The following is a 20083-nucleotide window of genomic DNA, read 5'->3' as shown; positions in this document are numbered from 1 at the left end:
CTTGAAATCAACCCAGTCGCTGCGCTAGGAACCGCTCGAACGGGACCTTGCCGACAGCCCGTTCGGGCGTCAGCTGCTCACCTCTGCGGTACCCGCGTACGCCTTACCGGCCGGCCGCACCGGCAGTACGGGGCGGTGCCTGCCACGCGCGCGGAGACAGGCCCGCGCCGGATCCGGCAGCGGACGCATCTCCGGACCGCCCATGTCCGCCACCCGACCGGTTGGCTCGCCGACGGCCAACTCGGCCGGCCGGCCGGCGACTTCGCCCGTGTCGATGGGCTGGAGGCTCACCCCGGACGGCAGCGGCATCACCGGGAACGGGGCCGCGCCCGCCGGAAGGCGCAGCACCAGGTCGTGGAACTGGATCGTCCGCAGGTTTGTCCAGCCGGACCCGGACTCGGACCAGCCGGCTTCCTCGATCATCCGCTCGACCTTGTGCTTCATGCGGTAGTAGCCCAGCGGCAGCGGGTCCATGTCGGCCCGGCGTGCGGCGTCCAGAAGTCGCGCGGCCGCCTGTCGTCGCCGCCTCGCGGAGCAGTCCGGTCCCGTCCCGCAGATCGGCGCCGTACGGCCGGGAACGACGGCTGAGCACCCGTACCTCGTGGCCGGTCGCACGCGGCCGCTCGGACACCAGTGCCCAGCGTTCCCGTACCGCCCGTCACCAGGATGGAGGTCATGGGGCCGGCGTGTCGGACCGGCCGGGAGCCCGGCGGCGGCAAGGGCCTGGACTCCGCCGCCGGGCGGTCGACACCCCACGGTCCGCGGAGGTGCCGCAGAGATTAAATGGACTAGACCAGGGCGGTCAATAGGTTGGAATCAGCCATTCGACACGACCTTGTGAGTCAGCCCACAGCTGTTCACTCGCATGGCCCATCACCGGGCGTGGCACACTGGCCCTGTATCAGCAGCAGCGCACTCCGGGGTCGGTGTAATTCCGAACCGGCGGTTATAGTCCGCGACCCGTCCGCATCCAGCGGCCGGTTGACCAGGTGAAATTCCTGGACCGACGGTGAAAGTCCGGATGGGAGGCAGTGCGCGGCGGGCGACCTTTCCGGTACGCCGGCCGTAGTGGCTGATCGCCGTACTCGGCGATCGGTGCGCTCGGCCTCGGCGTCGCTGTGAATCATTGTCCCGCTCTCTGTCGTCATCGACAGGCCCCGGAGTCCGTGCCCGAAGAGGCAGGAGGACCCGGTGGCCACCGCAGCCGACGCAGACGCCATGGGCCGAGCGATCCAGCTCGCCGCCCGCGGACTCGGCTCCACCAGCCCCAACCCGGTCGTCGGTTGCGTCATCCTCGACGCCTCCGGACAGCCTGCCGGTGCCGGTTTTCACCAGCGCGCCGGCGGCCCGCACGCCGAGGTCCACGCACTGCGCGAGGCCGGAGAGCGCGCACGTGGCGGCACCGCGTACGTCACCCTCGAGCCCTGTAACCACACCGGCCGCACCGGCCCGTGCGCCCAAGCGCTGGTCGAGGCCGGGATCGGACGGGTCGTATACGCGGTCGGCGACCCGAACGCGCAGGCCACTGGTGGCGCGGACACGCTGTGCGCTGCCGGAGTCCAGGTCGAGCAGGGCCTCCTCGCCGAACAGGCCGAGGCGGGCAACATCGCCTGGCTCACCTCCGTACGCCTCGGCCGCCCCCACGTCCTGTGGAAGTACGCCGCGACCCTCGACGGCCGTATCGCCGCGCAGGACGGCACCAGCCGCTGGATCACCTCGCCCGAGTCCCGCGCCGACGTCCACCGGCTGCGCGCCGAGGCCGACGCGGTGATCGTCGGCTCCGGCACGGTCCGCGCAGACGACCCGCACCTCGCGGTCCGCGGCGTCGAAGGCGCCGTCCAGCCGCTGCGCGTCGTCGTCGACACCGAGGGCGCCGCCGTCAAGCCCGGCGCCCGCGTTCTCGACGACGCCGCGCCCACGCTGATCGCGGTCGCCGAGGACGCCGAGACCGAACTGCTCGATGTCGTACGGCTGCCTCGCGCGGCGCACGGCCTGTCCGTACCGGCCCTGTTGGAAGCCCTGTACCAGCGCGGCGTCCGCTCCGTGCTCCTCGAGGGCGGCCCGACGCTCGCCGGAGCCTTCGTCGCCGCGGGCGCCGTCGACAAGGTCGTCGGTTATCTCGCCCCCGTACTCCTCGGCGCCGGCCGCACCGCCCTCGCCGACGCCGGAATCTCCACGATCACCGAAGCGTTGCGGCTCGACATGACGGAGACCGTCCGCGTCGGCCCCGATCTGCGTGTTACTGCCACCCCCGCCAAAGCCCCGAAGGAGCGCTGAGTGTTCACCGGAATCGTTGAAGAGCTGGGTGAGGTCACCGCCGTCGAGAATCTCGGCGACTCCTCCCGCTTCCGACTGCGCGGCCCCGTCGTCACCGAAGGTGCGAAGCATGGCGACTCGATCGCCGTCAACGGCGTCTGCCTCACCGTCGTGGACTTCGGCGACGGCGAGTTCACCGCCGATGTGATGGCCGAGACCCTCAAGCGCTCCAGCCTCGGAGCCCTCGAGGAAGGCTCCCGCGTCAACCTGGAGCGGCCGATGGCCGTCGGTGGCCGGCTCGGCGGCCACATCGTCCAGGGCCATGTGGACGGTACCGGCACCATCGTCGAGCGGAAGCCCTCGGAGAACTGGGAGATCGTGAAGATCTCGCTCCCCGCCGACCTCACCCGCTATGTCGTCGAGAAGGGCTCGATCACCGTCGACGGCGTCAGCCTGACCGTCGTCGACGCGGGCCCCGACTACTTCACCATCAGCCTCATCCCCACCACCCTCGCGCTGACCACGCTCGGCATCAAGCAGAGCGGTGATCTCGTCAACCTCGAGGTGGACGTCATCGCCAAGTACGTCGAGCGACTGCTCGGCGCCGGGGCTGCGAACGCCGCAGACGCCGCAGACGCCGCGGACGCCGCAGAAACCAAGGAGACCGCCAAGTGAGCGCCCTGTCCTGGCTCAACGGAGAGGCCTTCACGGCCTTCGGCCAGCACATCATGTGGTCCGACATGATCGGCAACTCCATCGGTCTGATCGCACTCGCGCTCGGCTGGCGGCGCTCGATATGGACCTGGCCCGCCCAGTTCGCCTCCGGCGTCATCCTGGTCGGCGCGTACGCCTCCGCCCAGCTCAGCGGTGGCGTCGGTAAGCAGCTGCTGGTCATCGGCGTCGCCCTGTGGGGCTGGCGGCAGTGGACCAGCGGCAGCCGGCAGGCCCAGGACGGCTCGATCGCGGTCCGCTTCGCCGACTGGCGCGAGCGCGGAGTGCTGCTGGCCGGTGCGGTCGTCGGCACCCTGGCCGTCGGCGGGCTGTTCACCCTCTACCCGTCGCTGTCCTGGAGCCCGTGGGCCGACGCGTACATCTTCGTCGGGACCCTGGTCGCGATGGTCGCCCAGGCCCGTGGTCTGGTCGAGTTCTGGTTCGCCTGGCTGCTCGTCGACATCGTCGGCGTTCCGCTGGCCTTCAACAGTGGCCTGGCCTTCTCCGGCCTGGTCTACGTGGTCTACTTCGCGCTCGTCCTGTGGGGCATGCGCGACTGGTGGCTGCGCTCCCGCGGGAGCGTCAAGCCTGCTCTGGAAGGAGTGGCAGCATGACCTCCCGCCCGTCACCCACACCCGCCCCGGCCGACGTGCTTCGCGCCGCCTCGCCGACACTCACCTGGTACTCCACCGACAACGTCGAGGACTTCGCCCTCGACCCGGTGGAGCAGGCCATTCGTGACATTGCCGCAGGACGGCCCGTCGTGGTCGTCGACGACGAGGACCGCGAGAACGAGGGCGACCTCGTCATCGCCGCCGAGAAGGCCACGCCCGAGATCATCGCCTTCATGATGAGCGAGTGCCGCGGCCTGATCTGCGCTCCCATGGAGGGCGAGGAGCTGGAGCGGCTGGACCTGCCGCAGATGGTCGAGCGCAACACCGAGTCGATGCGGACGGCGTTCACCGTCTCCGTCGACGCGGGCCCCGCGTTCGGCGTGACCACCGGCATCTCCGCGGCCGACCGCGCCACCACCCTCCAACTGCTGGCCGGCGGCCGGGCCGAGGCGTCCGACTTCGTACGCCCCGGCCATGTCTTCCCGCTCCGCGCCAAGCCCGGCGGGGTGCTGGTCCGCAACGGCCACACCGAGGCCGCCGTCGACCTGGCCCGCCTCGCCGGACTGCGCCCGGCCGGCGCGATCGTCGAGATCGCGGGCGAGGACGGCGTGATGCTGCGACTGCCCGAGCTGATCCCGTTCGCCCGCAAGCACGGACTGACGATCATCTCCATCGAGGACCTGATCGCGTACCGCCGCACCTCCGAGCCGACCGTCAAGCGCGAGGCCGAGGTCAATCTGCCCACCTCCTTCGGCCAGTTCACCGCCTACGGCTACCGGTCCACCGTGGACGGCGTCGAGCATGTCGCGCTCGTCCACGGCGAGATCGGCGACGGCGAGGACGTCCTCGTACGGGTCCACTCCGAGTGCCTGACCGGCGACATCTTCCACTCGCTGCGCTGCGACTGCGGCCCCCAGCTGCAGGCCTCCATGGAGCACATCACCGAGGCCGGCCGCGGCGTCGTCGTCTATCTGCGTGGCCACGAGGGCCGAGGCATCGGCCTGCTGTCCAAGCTTCGTGCGTACGAACTCCAGGAGCGCGGCCGTGACACGCTCGACGCCAACCTCGAACTCGGCCTGCCCGCCGACGCCCGCGACTACGCCGCGGGCGCGCAGATCCTGGAGGACCTCGGCGTACGCAGCCTCCGGCTGATGACCAACAACCCCGACAAGATCACGGCGCTCGTCCGCCACGGCCTCACGGTCCACGGCCGCGAGCCGATGCCCGTCCAGGCGGGCGAGCACAACCTCCGGTATCTGCGCACCAAGCGGGACCGGATGGGACACGACCTGCCCTGGCTCGACGCCTCCAGCGCGTCCGCCTGCGGCAACCAGTAAGTCAGTAAGCGTCAAGGGAGAAACATGAGCGGCAAGGGTGCACCCGAACTGTCCGTACGCAACTGCGGCGACCTGCGGGTGGCGGTGATCGCGGCCCAGTGGCACGAGAAGGTCATGGACGGCCTCGTCGACGGCGCTCTGCGCGCACTGCACGAGCTGGGCATCGACGAGCCGACACTGCTGCGTGTCCCCGGCAGCTTCGAGCTTCCGGTGGTCGCCAAGGTGCTGGCGGGCCGCGGCTACGACGCGGTCGTCGCGCTCGGCGTCGTCATCCGCGGCGGCACCCCGCACTTCGAGTATGTGTGCCAGGGCGTCACCCAGGGCCTCACCCAGGTCTCCATCGACACCGGCGTCCCGATCGGGTTCGGCGTCCTGACCTGCGACACCGAGGAGCAGGCGCTGGACCGGGCCGGACTTGACGGATCGAACGAGGACAAGGGCCACGAGGCGGTCACCGCCGCCGTTGCCACCGCCACCACGCTGCGTACCGTCAGCGAACCCTGGCGCTGAGTGTTCCAACCGTCGCCCAGCACCTCTTCCATGGAGGTGCTGCGCGTCCGCCTTTCTCCACCCCTTACGCTTGGGACCATCATGGCGAACAAAACCTTCGAAGAGCTCTTCGCCGAGCTGCAGCTCAAGGCGAAGAACGGCGACCCGGCCACCTCCCGTACCGCCGAGCTGGTGGACAAGGGAGTGCATGCCATCGGCAAGAAGGTCGTCGAGGAGGCCGCCGAGGTGTGGATGGCCGCCGAGTACGAGGGCAAGGAAGCCGCCGCCGAGGAGATTTCGCAGCTGCTGTACCACGTCCAGGTGATGATGGTCGCGCGCGGGATCTCCCTCGACGACGTCTACGCCCACCTCTGAGCACCGCCCCCGACTCCGTACGGAACACGCGAACAAAGGAAGCCCGTCTCATGCTGCGCATCGCCGTCCCCAACAAGGGTTCACTGTCCGGACCTGCGTCGGCGATGCTCCATGAGGCCGGCTACCAGCAGCGCAAGGAGTCCAAGGAGCTCGTCCTCGTCGACCCCGAGAACGAGGTCGAGTTCTTCTACCTGCGCCCGCGCGACATCGCGATCTATGTCAGCTCCGGCAAGCTCGACATCGGCATCACCGGCCGCGATCTGCTGCTGGACTCCGGCGCCAACGCCGAGGAGATCCTCCAGCTCGGCTTCGCCCGCTCCACCTTCCGCTACGCGACCAAGCCCGGCACCGCCACCGGAGTCGGCGACTTCGGCGGAATGACGGTCGCCACCTCCTACGAGGGCATCGTCGCCAAGCACCTCGCCGACGAGGGCATCGACGCCTCCGTCGTCCACCTCGACGGGGCCGTGGAGACGGCGATCCAGCTGGGCGTCGCGCAGATCATCGCGGATGTCGTGGAGACCGGCACCAGCCTGCGCAACGCCGGTCTGGAGGTCATCGGCGAGCCGATCATGAAGTCCGAGGCGGTCGTCATCCGCCGCACCGGCGCGCCCGCCGACGACCCCAAGGTGCAGCAGTTCCTGCGCCGCCTCCAGGGCGTCCTGGTCGCCCGCAGCTACGTGATGATGGACTACGACTGCCGGGTCGAGCACCTCGAGCAGGCCGTCGCCCTCACCCCGGGTCTCGAGTCGCCGACCATCTCGCCGCTGCACCACGAAGGCTGGGTCGCCGTCCGCTCCATGGTCGCGGCCAAGGAAGCGCAGCGGATCATGGACGATCTGTACGACCTCGGCGCACGGGCGATCCTCACCACGGCCATCCACGCCTGCCGCCTCTGAAGGATGCCGGAAACCATGCCCGCCGCCGCATCTCAAGTCCCCGCGCTCCCGGTCACCTTCAGGCCGACCCGTACCCGGGTCGTTCTGCTGACCGTGGGCGTGGTGATGTTCGCCGTGATCACCGCCATCGCCCTGCTGCTGGAGAAGCTGAGCGCGGGGGAGCGGAGCAGCTTCATCTTCACCGCTCTGGTCTTCTTCGGCGTACTGGCCCTGCTGAGCCGACCGAAGGTCGTCGCCGACGAGAACGGCGTCACTGTCGTCAATCTCACCCGTACGCGCCAACTGGAGTGGGCCGAGATCCTGCGGGTGAATCTCCGCCCCGGCGACCCCTGGGTCTTCCTCGACCTCAGCGACGGCACCAGCCTGCCCGTACTGGGCATTCAGCCGGGTATCGCCAAGGCGCACGCCATCAGTGACGCGCGCGCCCTGCGGGCCCTCGCGGAGAGCCGAGGCACCCGCCCGGACGAGGACTGAGCGGCGATGCCCCTGCCGCGTCGGCGGCTCACCTGTCTACTCTGGTGACGGTGGCGACAAGCGCGCCCCGCCCCGCACCACCCGGCCCCCAGCGGCCCGCGGGGCACCTGCGACCCGAGGAGTGACTCCCTCCAGCAATGGACGGATCGTCCGGTAGTACCTGCGCCGCCCCCTCCCAGGAGGCGGCGGCATGATCATCTCTCTTCTGCTGCTCGCGGCAGCGTTCCTCCTGATCCTCGCCAACGGCTTCTTCGTGGCGGCCGAGTTCGGCCTGGTCACGGTGGAGCGGCCCGATGCCGAGCGCGCCGCCGCCGAGGGCGACCGCCGCGCCCGCCGCGTCGTCAAGGCGCTGCGGGAGCTTTCCTTCCAGCTCTCCGGCACCCAGCTCGGCATCACCATCACCTCGCTCGTCGTCGGCATGCTCGCCGAGCCCGCGCTTGCCGGGCTGCTCCGCGGGCCGCTTTCCGCGACCGGGCTGCCCGAAGGAGCCGTCTCCGGGATCGCGGTGGTGATCGGGATGCTGCTCGCCTCCGCCGTCCAGATGGTGATCGGTGAGCTCGTCCCCAAGAACTGGGCGGTTTCCCGGCCGTTGCAGGTCGCGCGCTTCGTCGCCGGCCCGCAGCATCTCTTCTCGACCGTCTTCCGCCCGGTCATCACCCTGCTCAACACCGTCGCCAACCGTCTGGTGCGGATGCTCGGCGTCGAGCCCGCAGCGGAGCTGGCGTCCGCCCGCACGCCCGGTGAGCTGGTCTCGCTGGCCCGCCACTCGGCACGCGCCGGAGCGCTGGAGCAGGATACGGCCGACCTGTTCGTACGGACCCTCTCGCTCGGACATCTCACCGCGCAGCATGTGATGACCCCGCGGGTGAAGATGAGCGCGCTGCAGAGCGACGCCACCGCGGCCGATGTCCTCAATCTCACCCGCGCGACCGGTCTTTCGCGCTTTCCCGTCTACCGGGAGCGCATCGACGAGATCGTCGGCATGGTGCACCTCAAGGGCGCCCTGGCGGTACCGGTGGACGAACGGCAGCGCACCCGGGTGGACCGGGTCGCCGTCCCGCCGCTCCTCGTGCCCGAGACGCTGCCCGTGCAGCAGCTGCTGGAGCGGCTGCGCAGCGAGCAGCCCATCGCCGTCGTGGTCGACGAGTACGGCGGCACCGCCGGAGTCGTCACCCTCGAGGACATCATCGAGGAACTCGTCGGCGAGGTCCGCGACGAGCACGACGACGAGGCGGACGCCCAGCCCGAACTGGCCTCCGTGGCCTCGGAGGACGGCAACCCCGCCTGGGAGGCCGACGGCAGCTGCCGCGTCCTCACGCTGCGCCGGATAGGCCTCGATGTGCCCGACGGCCCGTATGAGACGGTGGCGGGCCTCGTCGCCGATCTGCTGGGGCGCATCCCCGCCCCCGGCGACCGGGCAGAACTCCCCGGCTGGCGGCTCTCGGTGCGCCAGGTGGACCGCTACCGGGCCGAGCGGGTGCGCCTGGTGCGCACCGCCGATGCCCCGGCCGTGCCGGAGGCCGTGCGATGAGCGTCCTCCAACTCCTTTTCGCCATAATCCTGGTCCTGGCCAACGGCTTCTTCGTCGGCGCGGAGTTCGCGCTCGTCTCCGTACGCCGCAGCCAGATCGAACCGCTGGCCGCGGAGGGCTCCTCGCGGGCCAGGCAGGTGCTGTACGGACTGGAGAATCTGCCGCAGATGATGGCCGCCGCGCAGTTCGGCATCACCATCTGCTCACTGACCCTCGGCGCGGTCGCCGAGCCGACCGTGGCGCATCTGCTGGAGCCGGTCTTCCAGGCCGCGCATCTGCCCGAGGGGCTGATCCATCCGCTGGGTTACGTCATCGCGCTGGCCGTTGTCGTGTTCCTGCACCTCGTCATCGGCGAGATGGTCCCGAAGAACCTGGCGATGGCCGCTCCCGAGAAGACCGCGCTCTGGTTCAGCCCGGGCCTGGTCACCTTCGCCCGGCTGTGCCGACCGGTCACGGCGGCGCTCGGCGCCTGCGCCCGGCTGGTGCTGCGGGCCTTCCGTGTCGAACCCAAGGACGAGGTGGAGGCGGTCTTCACCAGCGAGCAGCTGAACCGTCTGGTGGAGGACTCGGGCCAGGCGGGGCTGCTGGAGCCCGCGGAGCAGGAGCGGCTCGAGGACGCGCTGGAGCTGGGCAGCCGCCCGGTGTCGGATGTGCTGATCACCCGCTCCGCCCTGGTGACGGTCGCCCCGTCGGTCACCCCGCGCCAGGTCGAGGAGCTGACGGTATGTACCGGTTACTCCCGATTCCCGGTCTGCGGGGAGGGCGAAGGCCCGTTCATGGGCTATCTCCATGTCAAGGACGTCCTCGACCTGGAGGAGAGGGAACGGGCCGTGCCCCAGCAGATCTGGCGCCCCATGGCGACCCTGCGGGCCGAACTCCCGCTGGACGACGCCCTCACCGTGATGCGCCGTGCGGCCACCCACCTCGCCCAGGTGGCGGACCCTTCGGGGCGGGTGCTGGGACTGGTCGCTCTGGAGGACGTCCTGGAAATGCTGGTCGGCGAGGTCCGCGACCCGTCCCACCGGGTGACGGTGCCCCGTGCGCCTGAGGCTGCCCTGGACACCGCCCTGGTCGGCTGAGGCCGAGGCGTGTTTCAGAAGTAGTCGGCTCAGAGCGGCGGATCCTGCGGGTCGCGGTCCACCGGACCGCGGCCCGACAGGACCTCGCCGTACGCCTGCATCAGATCGGGCAGCCGCAGCGTGGCGAGATCCTCGCGGGTCGGCGTGCCCGGATATCCGGACAGCCGTAGATCCCGGTAGGCGCAGCTCTTCTCGTACAGCGTGCGCAGAAAACGGCCGTTGCCGAGCTCGTCGATCCAGCCCTGGTCGACCACATGGCCGCTGATGGAGCGCAGCTCCTCACGCACCTCGTCGTCCCACACATCGCCATTCTCGGCGGCGAGCACTTCGCCGATGGCGGTCAGTTCGAGAGGGCGGTACGAGGGGAAGTCGACCCGGGTGGTGAAGCGTGAGGACAGCCCGGGGTTGGTGGCGAGCAGCCGGTCCATGCCCTCGGGGTAGCCGGCCAGGATGACCACCAGATGGTCGCGGTTGTCCTCGGCCCGCTTGAGGAGCACCTGGAGGGCCTCGTCGCCGTAGGCGTCACCCTTGGTGTAGCCGGAGTTGAAGAGGCTGTACGCCTCGTCCACGAACAGCACTCCGCCGATCGCCGAGTCGATCAGCTCATTGGCCTTCACCGCCGTCTGGCCCAGGAACTCACCCACAAGATCGGCCCGTTGTGCCTCGACCAGATGGTCGCCGCCGAGCAGGCCCAGCGCGTAGAAGACCCGGCCGAGGATGCGCGCGACGGTGGTCTTGCCGGTGCCGGACGGGCCGGAGAAGACAAAATGACGTTTCGGCGGCTGCACCGGCAGCCCCTGGTCGGCGCGCAACCGAGCCATCTTCAGCTGCGCTGACAACGCCTTCACCTGCCGTTTCACCGGCTCCAGGCCCACCATCCGCTCCAGCTCCGCGAGCGCCTCGGCGAGCAGCACCGGATCGGTGGAGCCCGCCGGGAACGGCGGCGGAGTGGGGGGCGCGGGGACGACTGCCTTCGGCCTTATGCCGCCGGGCGGGACGATCGGCACAGCGCCCGGGAGCTGGGTCTGCGGATCTGGGCCGAGCCGCGCCTCGGCCGTGAGCGGGCCGTCCCCCTCTGCCTGCGCGTCCGCGGTGTCCTGCCCAAAGCCGGCCAGCGACACCGCCGCCAGTCCGGCCGACTCGTCGTACCCGTCGATCCCGTCGTACTCCGCGATTGCGGCCAGCCGCGCCGAGGTGTCCATGAAGGCCGGATCGATCCGGTGCACTGCCCGGTACAGCGGCAGGGCGGCGGCGCTGCGGCCGGTGCCCTCGTGGGCCCGCGCCAGCCAGTACCGCAGCTCCTTGCGCTGCGGCTGCTCGCTGCGGCAGCGCATCAGAGCGGCGGACAGCAGCGGCTCGGCCTGCCCGTACATCTCCAGACGCACCCGGGCCATCCCGCCGAAGAGCCCGGCCTCGATACCCAGCAGCGGATCGTTGATCAGCGGTTCGGTATGGCGTACGAGCTGCTCCCAGTCCTTGACCAGATACGCGCGGCAGGCGTGCAGAAAGCGCACCTGGGGGTCGGCGTCGACCGGCGGCAGACCCGCGAGCGCCCGGTCCAGCTCCGGCACATGACGGCCGTCGAGCCAGTGGGAGGCGTGGGCGAGCAGCAGATCACGCGGGCTCTCGAGTACCGGCTGGACCCACCAGCCCAGCCAGTACCAGGAGTTGAGGGTGCGGCGATGGCGGGCGCGCTGCTCGCCGAAGCGCTCGCGGCTGCGGTACATGCGCAGCAGCGCGGTGGTGGTGTCGACGCGCAGGGCGTGCAGTCCGAGCCAGCCGTCGGCCATCCCGGGATCGATCCGGACCGCGGCCCGGAACTCCTCCTCCGCCTGCGGATAGGCACCCATGGTGTAGGCGTCCACGCCCCGCACCCAGGCGAGGTCGGCCGGGGCCGGTGCGCCCTGCGTGCCGATGTCCATCAGGTCCCCCACAAAAAGTGCACCTGTGATGTCCCGCCGGGCGGGCGCCCGTCGGCAGCGTACTGAACCACCTTGCCGTGGACGGGAATTGACCCCACCGAGGTGCATCGTACCTGCGCAAAGGGTGTGCGACTAAGGGCACCACAAGCGCCCCGGTGACGGTGACCCAGGGTGAGCGGGGAGTGGGGTGCGGCGCCGGGGAAGAGGGCAGAACGAAGCCCCCGATCACGGGGGAACAACCGGGGGCTTCGCGTCTGCGGCGGCTCCGGAAAGCCGCACATTGAGAACGTAAGACCTGTACGCCCCCTCGGTCAAGCAGAGTTGAGGCACTCTTGAGGGCGATTTCCGACCGCTCGGTATGCCAGGTAAAAGCAGTAACTGTACGTGATGATCCGGTTCGGTCATGCTGTCACAGGAGGTCCCTGGAGCCACTCGTACCCCTCCTGGCACTCGCGTACCAGGGCATCCGCGAACGGACGAGAAGGGTCCGCCAAGAAATGGCGTGTCTCCGCCATCGTCCAGCCGTCCCAGAATGCGGACAGCTCGCTCCCGTCCCGGTCCCGGCCTCGCTCCCAGGACTCCTGCGCGCTGCGCTCCATCCACAACAGCCTCGCGAGAAACGGGCGCAACGCCCGCCGCCCCGCCCCCACTCCCTCGATCAGCACGACAGGAGCCGCCTCCAGGGGGCGTGGGGACCCGAAGCGGCGCAGATTCCAGTCGTACGGGTCGTAGTGCGCGGTCCTGCCGCGCGAGAGTGGACCGATCACCTGGGTCAGCATCCGGTCCGTCCAGGCGAAGAACTCCTCGTGGGTGGCCAGGTCGTCGAGATGCAGCACCGGCACGCCGTCGCCGAGCGCCGCCGCGAGCCGGGCCGCGAACGTGCTCTTCCCCGAGCCCGCGTGGCCGTCGACAGCGATCAGCCGCACCGGTCCGCACGAGGGTGAAAGTGCGCGCAGCGCCGTGGCCTGCCGATCGAGGTCGTCCATCCCGCCAGCCTAGGAGGCCCGCTGTCCAAGAGGCCCGCCACCCTGTGAGTGCGGCGCACCCGCCGCAGGTCACGCCAGTGGACCAGACCAATATTGGTGGAGCGACGCGGTCCGAAGTGCTGGCAGAAGTCCGCCCGGACCCGCGATAGTTGCCCCACTGTCGCGCACCTGACTTGGGGGGTCCCATGCCCAGACCTACTTCGCGCAGATCCGTGCTGAGCGCCGCGATCGCGGCAGCGGCGGGTGCGGGGGCGCTGTCCTCCGCCGCGCCGGCGGCCGCCGCGCCGGCCTCGGAGGACGGCCGCACCGGCTCCGTCCCGCTGGTCGACAACCGGTTCTGGACCTCGTACACCGACTGGCGCTGCGGCACCGCGTCCGGCACCCGGGCCGTCGCCGGCCGCCGCCCCGGACTCGTCATCGCCGCTCCCGCCGGCCGCACCGACTACACCGATCCGCACACCGGCACCACCGCGATCTGGGAGTACGCCACCTGGACCTCGCCCGTCCACCGCTCGCGGGTGCCCGCGACCGAGGCCATCGCCTCCTGGAACGCACACGCCCCGGCCGGAACCTGGCTCCAGGTCGAGCTGCGCGGCAAATACTCCGACACCGCCTGGTCCCCCTGGTTCGTGATGGGCCGCTGGGCGGCGGGCGACGGGGACATCCGCCGGACGTCCCTCGACGACCAGAGCGACGGCAAGGCCAGCATCTGGACCGACACCTTCTCCATCGACGATGCGGCCGGCGGGCTGCGGCTGGTCTCGTACCAACTGCGGCTGACCCTCTACCGCAAGCCCGGCACCCGGCTCACGCCCACCGTGTGGCGGCTCGGCGCAATGGCCTCGGACATCCCGGACCGGTTCACCGTCCCCGCCTCCACGCCGGGACTCGCCCGCGAGCTGTCCGTACCGCGCTACTCGCAGAACACCCACGTCGGCCAGTACCCGGAGTACGACAACGGCGGCGAGGCCTGGTGCAGCCCCACCTCCTCGCAGATGATCATCGAGTACTGGGGCCGGAAGCCGTCGGCCGCCGACCTGGCCTGGGTGAACCCCGCGTTCGCCGACCCGCAGGTCTGCCACGCGGCCCGCTTCACCTTCGACTACCAGTACAACGGCTGCGGTAACTGGCCCTTCAACGCCGCCTACGCGGCCACCTTCAAGGACATGAGCTCGGTCGTCACCCGGCTCTCCTCGCTCACCGACCTGGAGACGCTCATCCGGGCGGGAATCCCGGCCATAACGTCTCAGTCCTTCCTCAAGGAGGAGCTGACCGGCGCGGGCTACGGCACCTCCGGGCATCTGATGACCGTGATCGGCTTCACGGCCGACGGCGATGTGATCGCCAACGACCCCGCATCGCCCAGCAACGGCGCCGTACGCCGTGTCTACCGGCGCGCCGAGTGGGAGAAGATCTGGCTCCGCACCAAGCGCTACAACGCGAGCGGCAAAGTGGTCTCCGGCACAGGTGGCGTCTGCTATCTGTACTGGCCTGCCCATCCGACCCCCGCCCAGCGCCGGGCTCTGGAGGCCGTCGGTATCCGATGAGGTACCTGCCGCCCCGGGCGCTGTGACGCACGTCGCTGCCCCGGGGCCGGTATCGCTGGCACTGTGGTCAGGTCACGGGGGGACGTCCATCCGCCAGACGACTGAACGGGACGCACCATGACTTCGACCGCCGCTGCCGTCACCGCTGCCCGCGCCGAGCCCCGCACCCGCACCGGCGGCCCCGAGGACTCCAAGGTCCTCGAGCACATCCTCGGCTGGACCCTTGTCGTCGTCCTCGCCATGCTTGTCACCCAGCTCGGACTGGTCTGACAGCCGCCCGGCATGACGCAAGGGCGGGGAGCCCGCCGGCTCCCCGCCCTGCGGGCGGACGGCGCTACTTCTCAAACACGCCCTAGTTGATGGCCTTGATCAGCTCTCCGCCCGTGGTGTCACCGCTGAGCTCCCAGAAGAAGGTGCCGCCCAGACTCTGCTGGTTCTTGTAGGTCATCTTCCCGGCGATGGTGGCAGGGGTGTCGTAGCTCCACCACTGGCTGCCGCAGTGCGCGTACGCGGTCCCGGCGACGGTCCCGTTGGCCGGGCACTTGGACTTGAGCTCCTTGTAGTCGTCGATGCCCGGTTCGTACTTGCCGGGCGCCGCTCCGGTCGCCGTGCCACCGGGCGCCTTCTGTGTCACGCCCGTCCAGCCGCGTCCGTAGAAGCCGATCCCGAGCAGCAGCTTCGACGAGGGGATGCCGAGCCCCTTGAGCTTGGTGATCGCGGCGCTGGTGTTGAAGCCCTGCTGCGGGATGCCGGTGTAGGAGGTGAGCGGTGAGTGCGGGGCGGTGGGGCCCTGCGCCGCCCAGGCGCCGAAGAAGTCGTACGTCATCGGGTTGTACCAGTCGACGTACTGGGCCGCGCCCGCGTAGTTCGCCTTCTCGATCTTGCCTCCGGACGAGGCGTCCGCGGTGATCGCCGCGGTCACCAGGTTGGAGCTGCCGAACTTCGAACGCAGTGCGGACATCACGTTCTTGAAGGCATCGCGACCGCTGGTGTCGCAGCTCAGACCGCAGGCGTTGGGGTATTCCCAGTCGATGTCGATGCCGTCGAAGACATCCTTCCAGCGGGGATCCTCGACCAGGTTGTAGCAGGACTGGGCGAAGGCGGCCGGGTTGGCCGCGGCCTGGCCGAAGCCACCGGACCAGGTCCAGCCGCCGAACGACCACAGCACCTTGAGGTTCGGGTGCAGCTTCTTCAGCTTGCGCAACTGGTTGAAGCTGCCGCGCAGCGGCTGGTCCCAGGTGTCGGCGACGCCGTCCACGCTCTGGCCGGCGGTGTAGGTCTTCTCGTAGTCGGCGAACGAGTCACCGATGGCGCACTTGCCTCCGGTGACGTTTCCGAAGGCGTAGTTGATGTGGGTGAGCTTGTTCGCGGACCCGGAGGTCTGGATGTTCTTGACGTGGTAGTTGCGGTCGTAGACGCCCCATTCGGTGAAGTAGCCGACCACCTTGCTCCCGGCGGCTGCTGCCGCGGGAGCGGATACGGGCTTCGCGGCGGGGGCGGACTCGCCCGCGGAGGCGATATGGGCGCCGGTGATCAGGGTCGCGCCGAGCACGGCGGTACAGGCGGCGGCGATGAGCGCCCTCAGGCGGGCGCGGGGGCGGTGTGGTCCGAGCATCATGTCTCCTCGTGGGGGAGGGAGAGCGAGTGGGGGAGTGCTGCCGAGCTGCGGGCCTATATGGCATGAACACGGTCATGCACTGTGGGGAACGGTAGAAGGACTAGACCAGTGGGGTCAATGGTTCGGACCAATTCCACCGGTCGGTCGGGCGGTATGGGAACGAGGCCTTGCAGCCCGTGACGCACGCCCGCTGATCGGGCATACTCAACGCGCCACAGCCGCCGTCCAGCCACTTTCGTGATCCGGAAGGGCAGCATCGGCTTGGCAGAAAGACCGGCGGCGCGCCCACACCCTTCGCGCGCGACCGCCGCAGCGCCCGACAGGGAGGAGAGCGCCGTAATGCCCGATCGCGCCCCGCAGCCGGTGGATCGTCAACTGCCCACCGAGGAGTCCAGGGATCTGATCGCCCTGGTACGCGACATCATCCAGCGGGAGATCGCTCCCCGGGCGGCCGAGGAGGAGGATTCCGGGCACTTCCCGCGCGAGGTCTTCTCTCTTCTGTCCGAGTCCGGACTGCTCGGCCTTCCGTACGACTCCGAGTACGGCGGCGGAGATCAGCCGTACGAGGTCTACCTCCAGGTCCTCGAAGAGCTCGCCGCCGCCCGCCTCACCGTCGGCCTCGGTGTCAGCGTCCACTCCCTCGCCTGCCATGCACTGGCCGGCTACGGCACCAAGGAGCAGCAGGCCGAGCATCTGCCCGCCATGCTCGGCGGCGGCCTCCTCGGCGCGTACTGCCTCTCCGAACCCGCCTCCGGGTCGGATGCCGCGTCGCTGCGCACCAAGGCGGTGCGCGACGGGGACAGCTGGGTGATCACCGGTACCAAGTCCTGGATCACGCACGGCGGCATCGCCGACTTCTACACCGTTCTGGCCCGCACCGGCGGTGAGGGTGCCCGTGGCATCACGGCCTTCCTCGTCCCCGGCGACGCGCAGGGCCTGAACCCCGCCGCACCCGAGAAGAAGATGGGGATGAAGGGCTCGCCCACCGCCCAGCTGAACTTCGACGCCGTACGGGTCCCCGACTCCCGCAGGATCGGTGAGGAGGGCCAGGGCTTCGCGATCGCGCTCTCAGCGCTCGACTCGGGCCGGCTCGGTATCGCCGCCTGCGCCATCGGGCTCGCGCAGGCGGCCCTGGACGAGGCCATCGCCTACGCCACCGGGCGACAGCAGTTCGGCCGGCCCATCGCCGACTTCCAGGGGCTGCGCTTCATGCTCGCCGACATGGCCACCCGGATCGAGGCGGGCCGTGCGCTCTACCTCGCCGCCGCGCGGCTGCGCGACGCGGGACGGCCCTTCTCCCGGCAGGCAGCCATGGCCAAGCTGTTCTGTACGGACACGGCGATGAGCGTCACCACCGACGCGGTCCAGGTGCTCGGCGGCTATGGCTACACGCTGGACTTCCCGGTCGAGCGCTATATGCGTGAGGCCAAGGTGCTGCAGATCGTCGAGGGCACCAACCAGATCCAGCGCATGGTCATCGCCCGTCACCTCGCCGGACCCGAGACGCGCTGATCCTGTGACGCGCTGAACCGCCCGTTCCACACCGGCGGCGCCGCGAGCCTGCTCCACTCCGGGTCCCGGCGCCCCGGCACGGTCCGGCCCTTGCTCGCCCACTGACGGAGCAGCTCTCGGTAGATGGGCGGATCGGCCGGATGCGGAACCGATTCTTCCGGAGCGGGTGTCGCAAGGCGGCGCCGGCCGTGACTGGTCGTGGCGTACTGCAGGGTCATGACTGGCCAACGCCCTGCGTCCCGGCCGGGTTACCGCCGAGAAGAATCGAGCGCGAGTTCGCGCCATGCCCGCACGTGGTCCGCGGTGATACGAGTACGGCGCCGGGCTCTGGCCTCCCGCAAGGTTTCTGACGTACCGTCAACTTTCTTGCCGTCCAGGAGGTCAGCTGCCGCCCAGGAGGTCTGCCGTGTCAGACGACCGCCCCATCGCCCTCGACGAATACCCCGTACACCAGGCGCCGCTGTCGATGAAGCATCTCGTCACCGGCGACCGCAACGCCTACGACCGGTGCATCTTCCAGGTCTTCGACCACCGGGGCCGAGCGCTGCTCATCGCCGGCCTCGGCGTCTACCCCAACACCGGCGTCATCGACGCCTACGCCACACTCCGCCTCGACAACCGGATACACGCCGTACGCGCCTCCGACGCACTCACCGACGACCGGATGAACCTCACTGTCGGCCCGCTGCGGATCAGCGTCGACGAGCCGCTGCGTCGTCTCACCCTGCACTGCGACGCCGACCCGGACGACCCCGGCTCGCTCTCGTACGACATCACCTGGCACGCGGACTTCCCTGCCGTGTGGGAACCGCACCACACTCAGCGCCGCGGCGACCGGCTCATGCTCGAAGGCCGCCGCTTCGTCCAGGCCGGCAGCTGCACCGGTATCATCCGTGCGGCCGGCGAGGAGATTCCGGTGACGGCGGGGGAGTGGACCGGCACCCGCGACCGCAGTTGGGGTGTACGGCCCATCCCCGGCGAAGAAGGCGGCCGCGCTGCAGAGGAGCTGCGCACCGAAGGTTTCCACTGGCTCTGGATCCCCGTCCGCTTCGATGACCGCTTCCTGATGGTGATCGCCCAGGAGGACGCCGACGGCTACCGCACGCTCAGCGAAGCCGTCCTCGTCCGCGACGGACACCACGACATCCAACTCGGCTGGCCCCACACCGACATCACCTACCGCCCCGGCACCCGCCACCCCGAACGTGCCGTCGTCCACCTCACCGACCCGGCCCGTAAACTCCTTGAGCTCGGCGTGGAGATCCTCGCCTCCTCACCGCTCGCCATCGGCGCCGGCTATCCGCCCGCCACCGACTGGCAGCACGGCACCTGGCAGGGCCGCGGCTGGAGGGACCGGCGCAGCTACGACCTCTCCGACCCCGCCGTCCATCCGATGGCCACCTACGGCGTCACGGACCACTCGGCCCGCTTCACCCTCGACGGGCGGACCGGCCACGGCATCTTCGAACACGGCACCTTCGGCCGCCACGACCCGAGCGGCTTCAGCGGCTATGACTCGGTGGCCGGTTAGCCGCCCGGGCGGATGCCGGCATCGGTGGATGAAGAGGGCGTGCGGAAGCGACGGCCACCGCCGAACGCGCTGTTCACCACGGCACAGCCGCAAATGGACGCACCGACAGTGAGGAGTACCGCCATGGCAACGGCACCGCGCCCTCGCACGACCACGCGCGACCCCGAAGAGCTCGCCCGCCGTCTCACCGCCTGGCTGGATGGCCGGCTGCCCGGCGCCAAGGTCTCGGGCGTACGGGTCCCCGAGTCCAACGGCATGTCCAGCGAGACACTGCTCTTCGACATCGAGCACCCCGAACCACCCGTGCGCGCCTGCGCGTTGCGGCTCGCCGCCGACCCGGCCGCGTACACGATCTTCCCGGTGTACGACATGGCGCTGCAGTACCGCACCATGCGGGACGTGGCCGAGCACACCGACGTACCTGTGCCGCGCGTGCTGTGGCTGGAGGAGGATCCCGGGGCGCTGGGAGCGCCGTTCTTCGTGATGGAGCGCGTCGAGGGCCGGGTTCCGCCCGACGTCATGCCCTATACGTACGAGGGCAACTGGCTGCATGCCGCGAGCGACGCCGAGCGCGCCCAGTTGGAAGAGGCCACGATCTCGCTGATCGCCCGACTGCACGACCAGCACCCGGTCCCACGACAGGAGAGCAGCGCGCTGCGCCGCCATGTCGATGCCCAACGGGCGTACTACGCCTGGGTGGTGGAGGGGCTGCCACGCTCACCACTCATCGAGGGCGCCTTCGACCGGCTCGAGGCGCACTGGCCCGAGGACGAGGGCGAGGCGGTCCGCAACTGGGGCGACGCCCGCATCGGCAACATCATCTACGACGGGTTCGAGCCCGCTGCCGTACTCGACTGGGAGATGGCCGCCTACGCCCCGCGCGAGGTCGACCTCGGCTGGACCGTCTACCTCCACCGGTTCTTCCAGGACCTCACTGTCGGCTTCGGTCAACCGGGCCTGCCCGACTTCCTGCGCCGCGAGGCCGTAGAGCGCCGTTACGAACAGCTCACCGGCCACCGCCCGCGCGACATGGAGTTCCACACTCTCTATGCCGCGCTGCGGCACGCGATCGTCATGCTCCGGGTGGCCTACCGGCAGATCCACTTCGGTGAGGTACAGGTGCCCGAAGACCCGGACAGCCTGATCCTGCACCACGCCGGCCTTGCCGCCATGGTGCAGGGAAGCTACTGGTGACCTACTGG

Annotated in this window: 18 protein-coding genes, 1 pseudogene and 1 riboswitch; of the genes and pseudogenes, 15 read left to right on the top strand and 4 right to left on the bottom strand. The window is 70.0% G+C overall.

The annotated features are described in order from the left end of the window. Positions 1-7 precede the first annotated feature (7 nt). Positions 8-677: pseudogene (locus OG735_RS06895) on the bottom strand (nucleoside-diphosphate sugar epimerase). Between the two features lie 231 nt (positions 678-908). Then, positions 909-1039, top strand: a riboswitch (FMN riboswitch). A gap of 152 nt (positions 1040-1191) precedes the next feature. Between OG735_RS06895 and ribD the strand changes: the two are divergent. The 10 genes from ribD to OG735_RS06845 all read left to right on the top strand — a co-directional run bounded on the left by ribD (position 1192) and on the right by OG735_RS06845 (position 9765). Then, the gene (ribD, locus tag OG735_RS06890) at positions 1192-2277 is read left to right on the top strand and encodes a bifunctional diaminohydroxyphosphoribosylaminopyrimidine deaminase/5-amino-6-(5-phosphoribosylamino)uracil reductase RibD (protein ID WP_327322240.1); all 1086 of its coding nucleotides are present in this window, start codon (positions 1192-1194) and stop codon (positions 2275-2277) included. Beyond that, a complete protein-coding gene (locus OG735_RS06885) occupies positions 2278-2931 on the top strand; it encodes a riboflavin synthase (RefSeq protein ID WP_327322239.1) in 654 nt (217 codons plus the stop codon). Further along, positions 2928-3581, top strand: coding sequence for a nicotinamide mononucleotide transporter family protein (locus tag OG735_RS06880; protein WP_327322238.1), 654 nt, complete (start codon positions 2928-2930; stop codon positions 3579-3581). Before OG735_RS06885 ends, OG735_RS06880 begins: the two co-directional genes overlap by 4 nt. Beyond that, entirely contained in the window at positions 3578-4918 is a 1341-nt protein-coding gene (locus OG735_RS06875) for a bifunctional 3,4-dihydroxy-2-butanone-4-phosphate synthase/GTP cyclohydrolase II (protein ID WP_327322237.1), read from the top strand. Before OG735_RS06880 ends, OG735_RS06875 begins: the two co-directional genes overlap by 4 nt. Before the next feature lie 24 nt (positions 4919-4942). Next, a complete protein-coding gene (gene ribH / locus OG735_RS06870) occupies positions 4943-5428 on the top strand; it encodes a 6,7-dimethyl-8-ribityllumazine synthase (RefSeq protein ID WP_327322236.1) in 486 nt (161 codons plus the stop codon). Between the two features lie 81 nt (positions 5429-5509). After that, entirely contained in the window at positions 5510-5782 is a 273-nt protein-coding gene (locus OG735_RS06865; protein WP_142215995.1) for a phosphoribosyl-ATP diphosphatase, read from the top strand. A 50-nt stretch (positions 5783-5832) separates the two neighbouring features. Beyond that, positions 5833-6681: an ATP phosphoribosyltransferase gene (gene hisG / locus OG735_RS06860; RefSeq protein ID WP_327322235.1), complete on the top strand. Its 849-nt coding sequence runs from the start codon at positions 5833-5835 to the stop codon at positions 6679-6681. 15 nt (positions 6682-6696) lie between these two features. Next, on the top strand, positions 6697-7155 hold the full coding sequence (locus OG735_RS06855; protein ID WP_327322234.1) for a PH domain-containing protein: 459 nt from the start codon (positions 6697-6699) through the stop codon (positions 7153-7155). A 190-nt stretch (positions 7156-7345) separates the two neighbouring features. Further along, positions 7346-8686: a hemolysin family protein gene (locus OG735_RS06850; RefSeq protein ID WP_327322233.1), complete on the top strand. Its 1341-nt coding sequence runs from the start codon at positions 7346-7348 to the stop codon at positions 8684-8686. Then, a complete protein-coding gene (locus tag OG735_RS06845; protein ID WP_327322232.1) occupies positions 8683-9765 on the top strand; it encodes a hemolysin family protein in 1083 nt (360 codons plus the stop codon). The genes OG735_RS06850 and OG735_RS06845 overlap by 4 nt, the downstream gene beginning before the upstream one ends. A gap of 29 nt (positions 9766-9794) precedes the next feature. On the opposite strand, the gene OG735_RS06840 is transcribed toward OG735_RS06845, so the two are convergent. Both OG735_RS06840 and OG735_RS06835 read right to left on the bottom strand, forming a co-directional pair. Beyond that, entirely contained in the window at positions 9795-11687 is a 1893-nt protein-coding gene (locus tag OG735_RS06840; protein WP_327328227.1) for an AAA family ATPase, read from the bottom strand. 401 nt (positions 11688-12088) lie between these two features. Next, on the bottom strand, positions 12089-12673 hold the full coding sequence (locus tag OG735_RS06835; protein ID WP_327322231.1) for a uridine kinase family protein: 585 nt from the start codon (positions 12671-12673) through the stop codon (positions 12089-12091). A 185-nt stretch (positions 12674-12858) separates the two neighbouring features. On the opposite strand from OG735_RS06835, the gene OG735_RS06830 reads away from it, so the two are divergent. Both OG735_RS06830 and OG735_RS06825 read left to right on the top strand, forming a co-directional pair. Beyond that, entirely contained in the window at positions 12859-14220 is a 1362-nt protein-coding gene (locus OG735_RS06830) for a peptidase C39 family protein (RefSeq protein WP_327322230.1), read from the top strand. A 117-nt stretch (positions 14221-14337) separates the two neighbouring features. After that, the gene (locus OG735_RS06825; RefSeq protein ID WP_327322229.1) at positions 14338-14490 is read left to right on the top strand and encodes an SCO1431 family membrane protein; all 153 of its coding nucleotides are present in this window, start codon (positions 14338-14340) and stop codon (positions 14488-14490) included. 82 nt (positions 14491-14572) lie between these two features. On the opposite strand, the gene OG735_RS06820 is transcribed toward OG735_RS06825, so the two are convergent. Continuing rightward, entirely contained in the window at positions 14573-15835 is a 1263-nt protein-coding gene (locus tag OG735_RS06820) for a glycoside hydrolase family 18 protein (RefSeq protein ID WP_327328226.1), read from the bottom strand. A gap of 342 nt (positions 15836-16177) precedes the next feature. Between OG735_RS06820 and OG735_RS06815 the strand changes: the two genes are divergently transcribed. From OG735_RS06815 to OG735_RS06805, 3 genes are all read left to right on the top strand, one after another. Further along, positions 16178-17350: an acyl-CoA dehydrogenase family protein gene (locus OG735_RS06815; protein ID WP_327322228.1), complete on the top strand. Its 1173-nt coding sequence runs from the start codon at positions 16178-16180 to the stop codon at positions 17348-17350. 466 nt (positions 17351-17816) lie between these two features. Beyond that, positions 17817-18881, top strand: coding sequence for a hypothetical protein (locus tag OG735_RS06810; protein ID WP_442812587.1), 1065 nt, complete (start codon positions 17817-17819; stop codon positions 18879-18881). Between the two features lie 123 nt (positions 18882-19004). Then, entirely contained in the window at positions 19005-20075 is a 1071-nt protein-coding gene (locus tag OG735_RS06805) for a phosphotransferase family protein (protein ID WP_327322226.1), read from the top strand. Positions 20076-20083: the final 8 nt, after the last annotated feature.

The sequence above is a fragment of the Streptomyces sp. NBC_01210 genome (assembly GCF_036010325.1).
Classification (GTDB): Bacteria; Actinomycetota; Actinomycetes; order Streptomycetales; family Streptomycetaceae; genus Streptomyces.
This window is presented reverse-complemented; position numbering and strand designations above follow the sequence as displayed.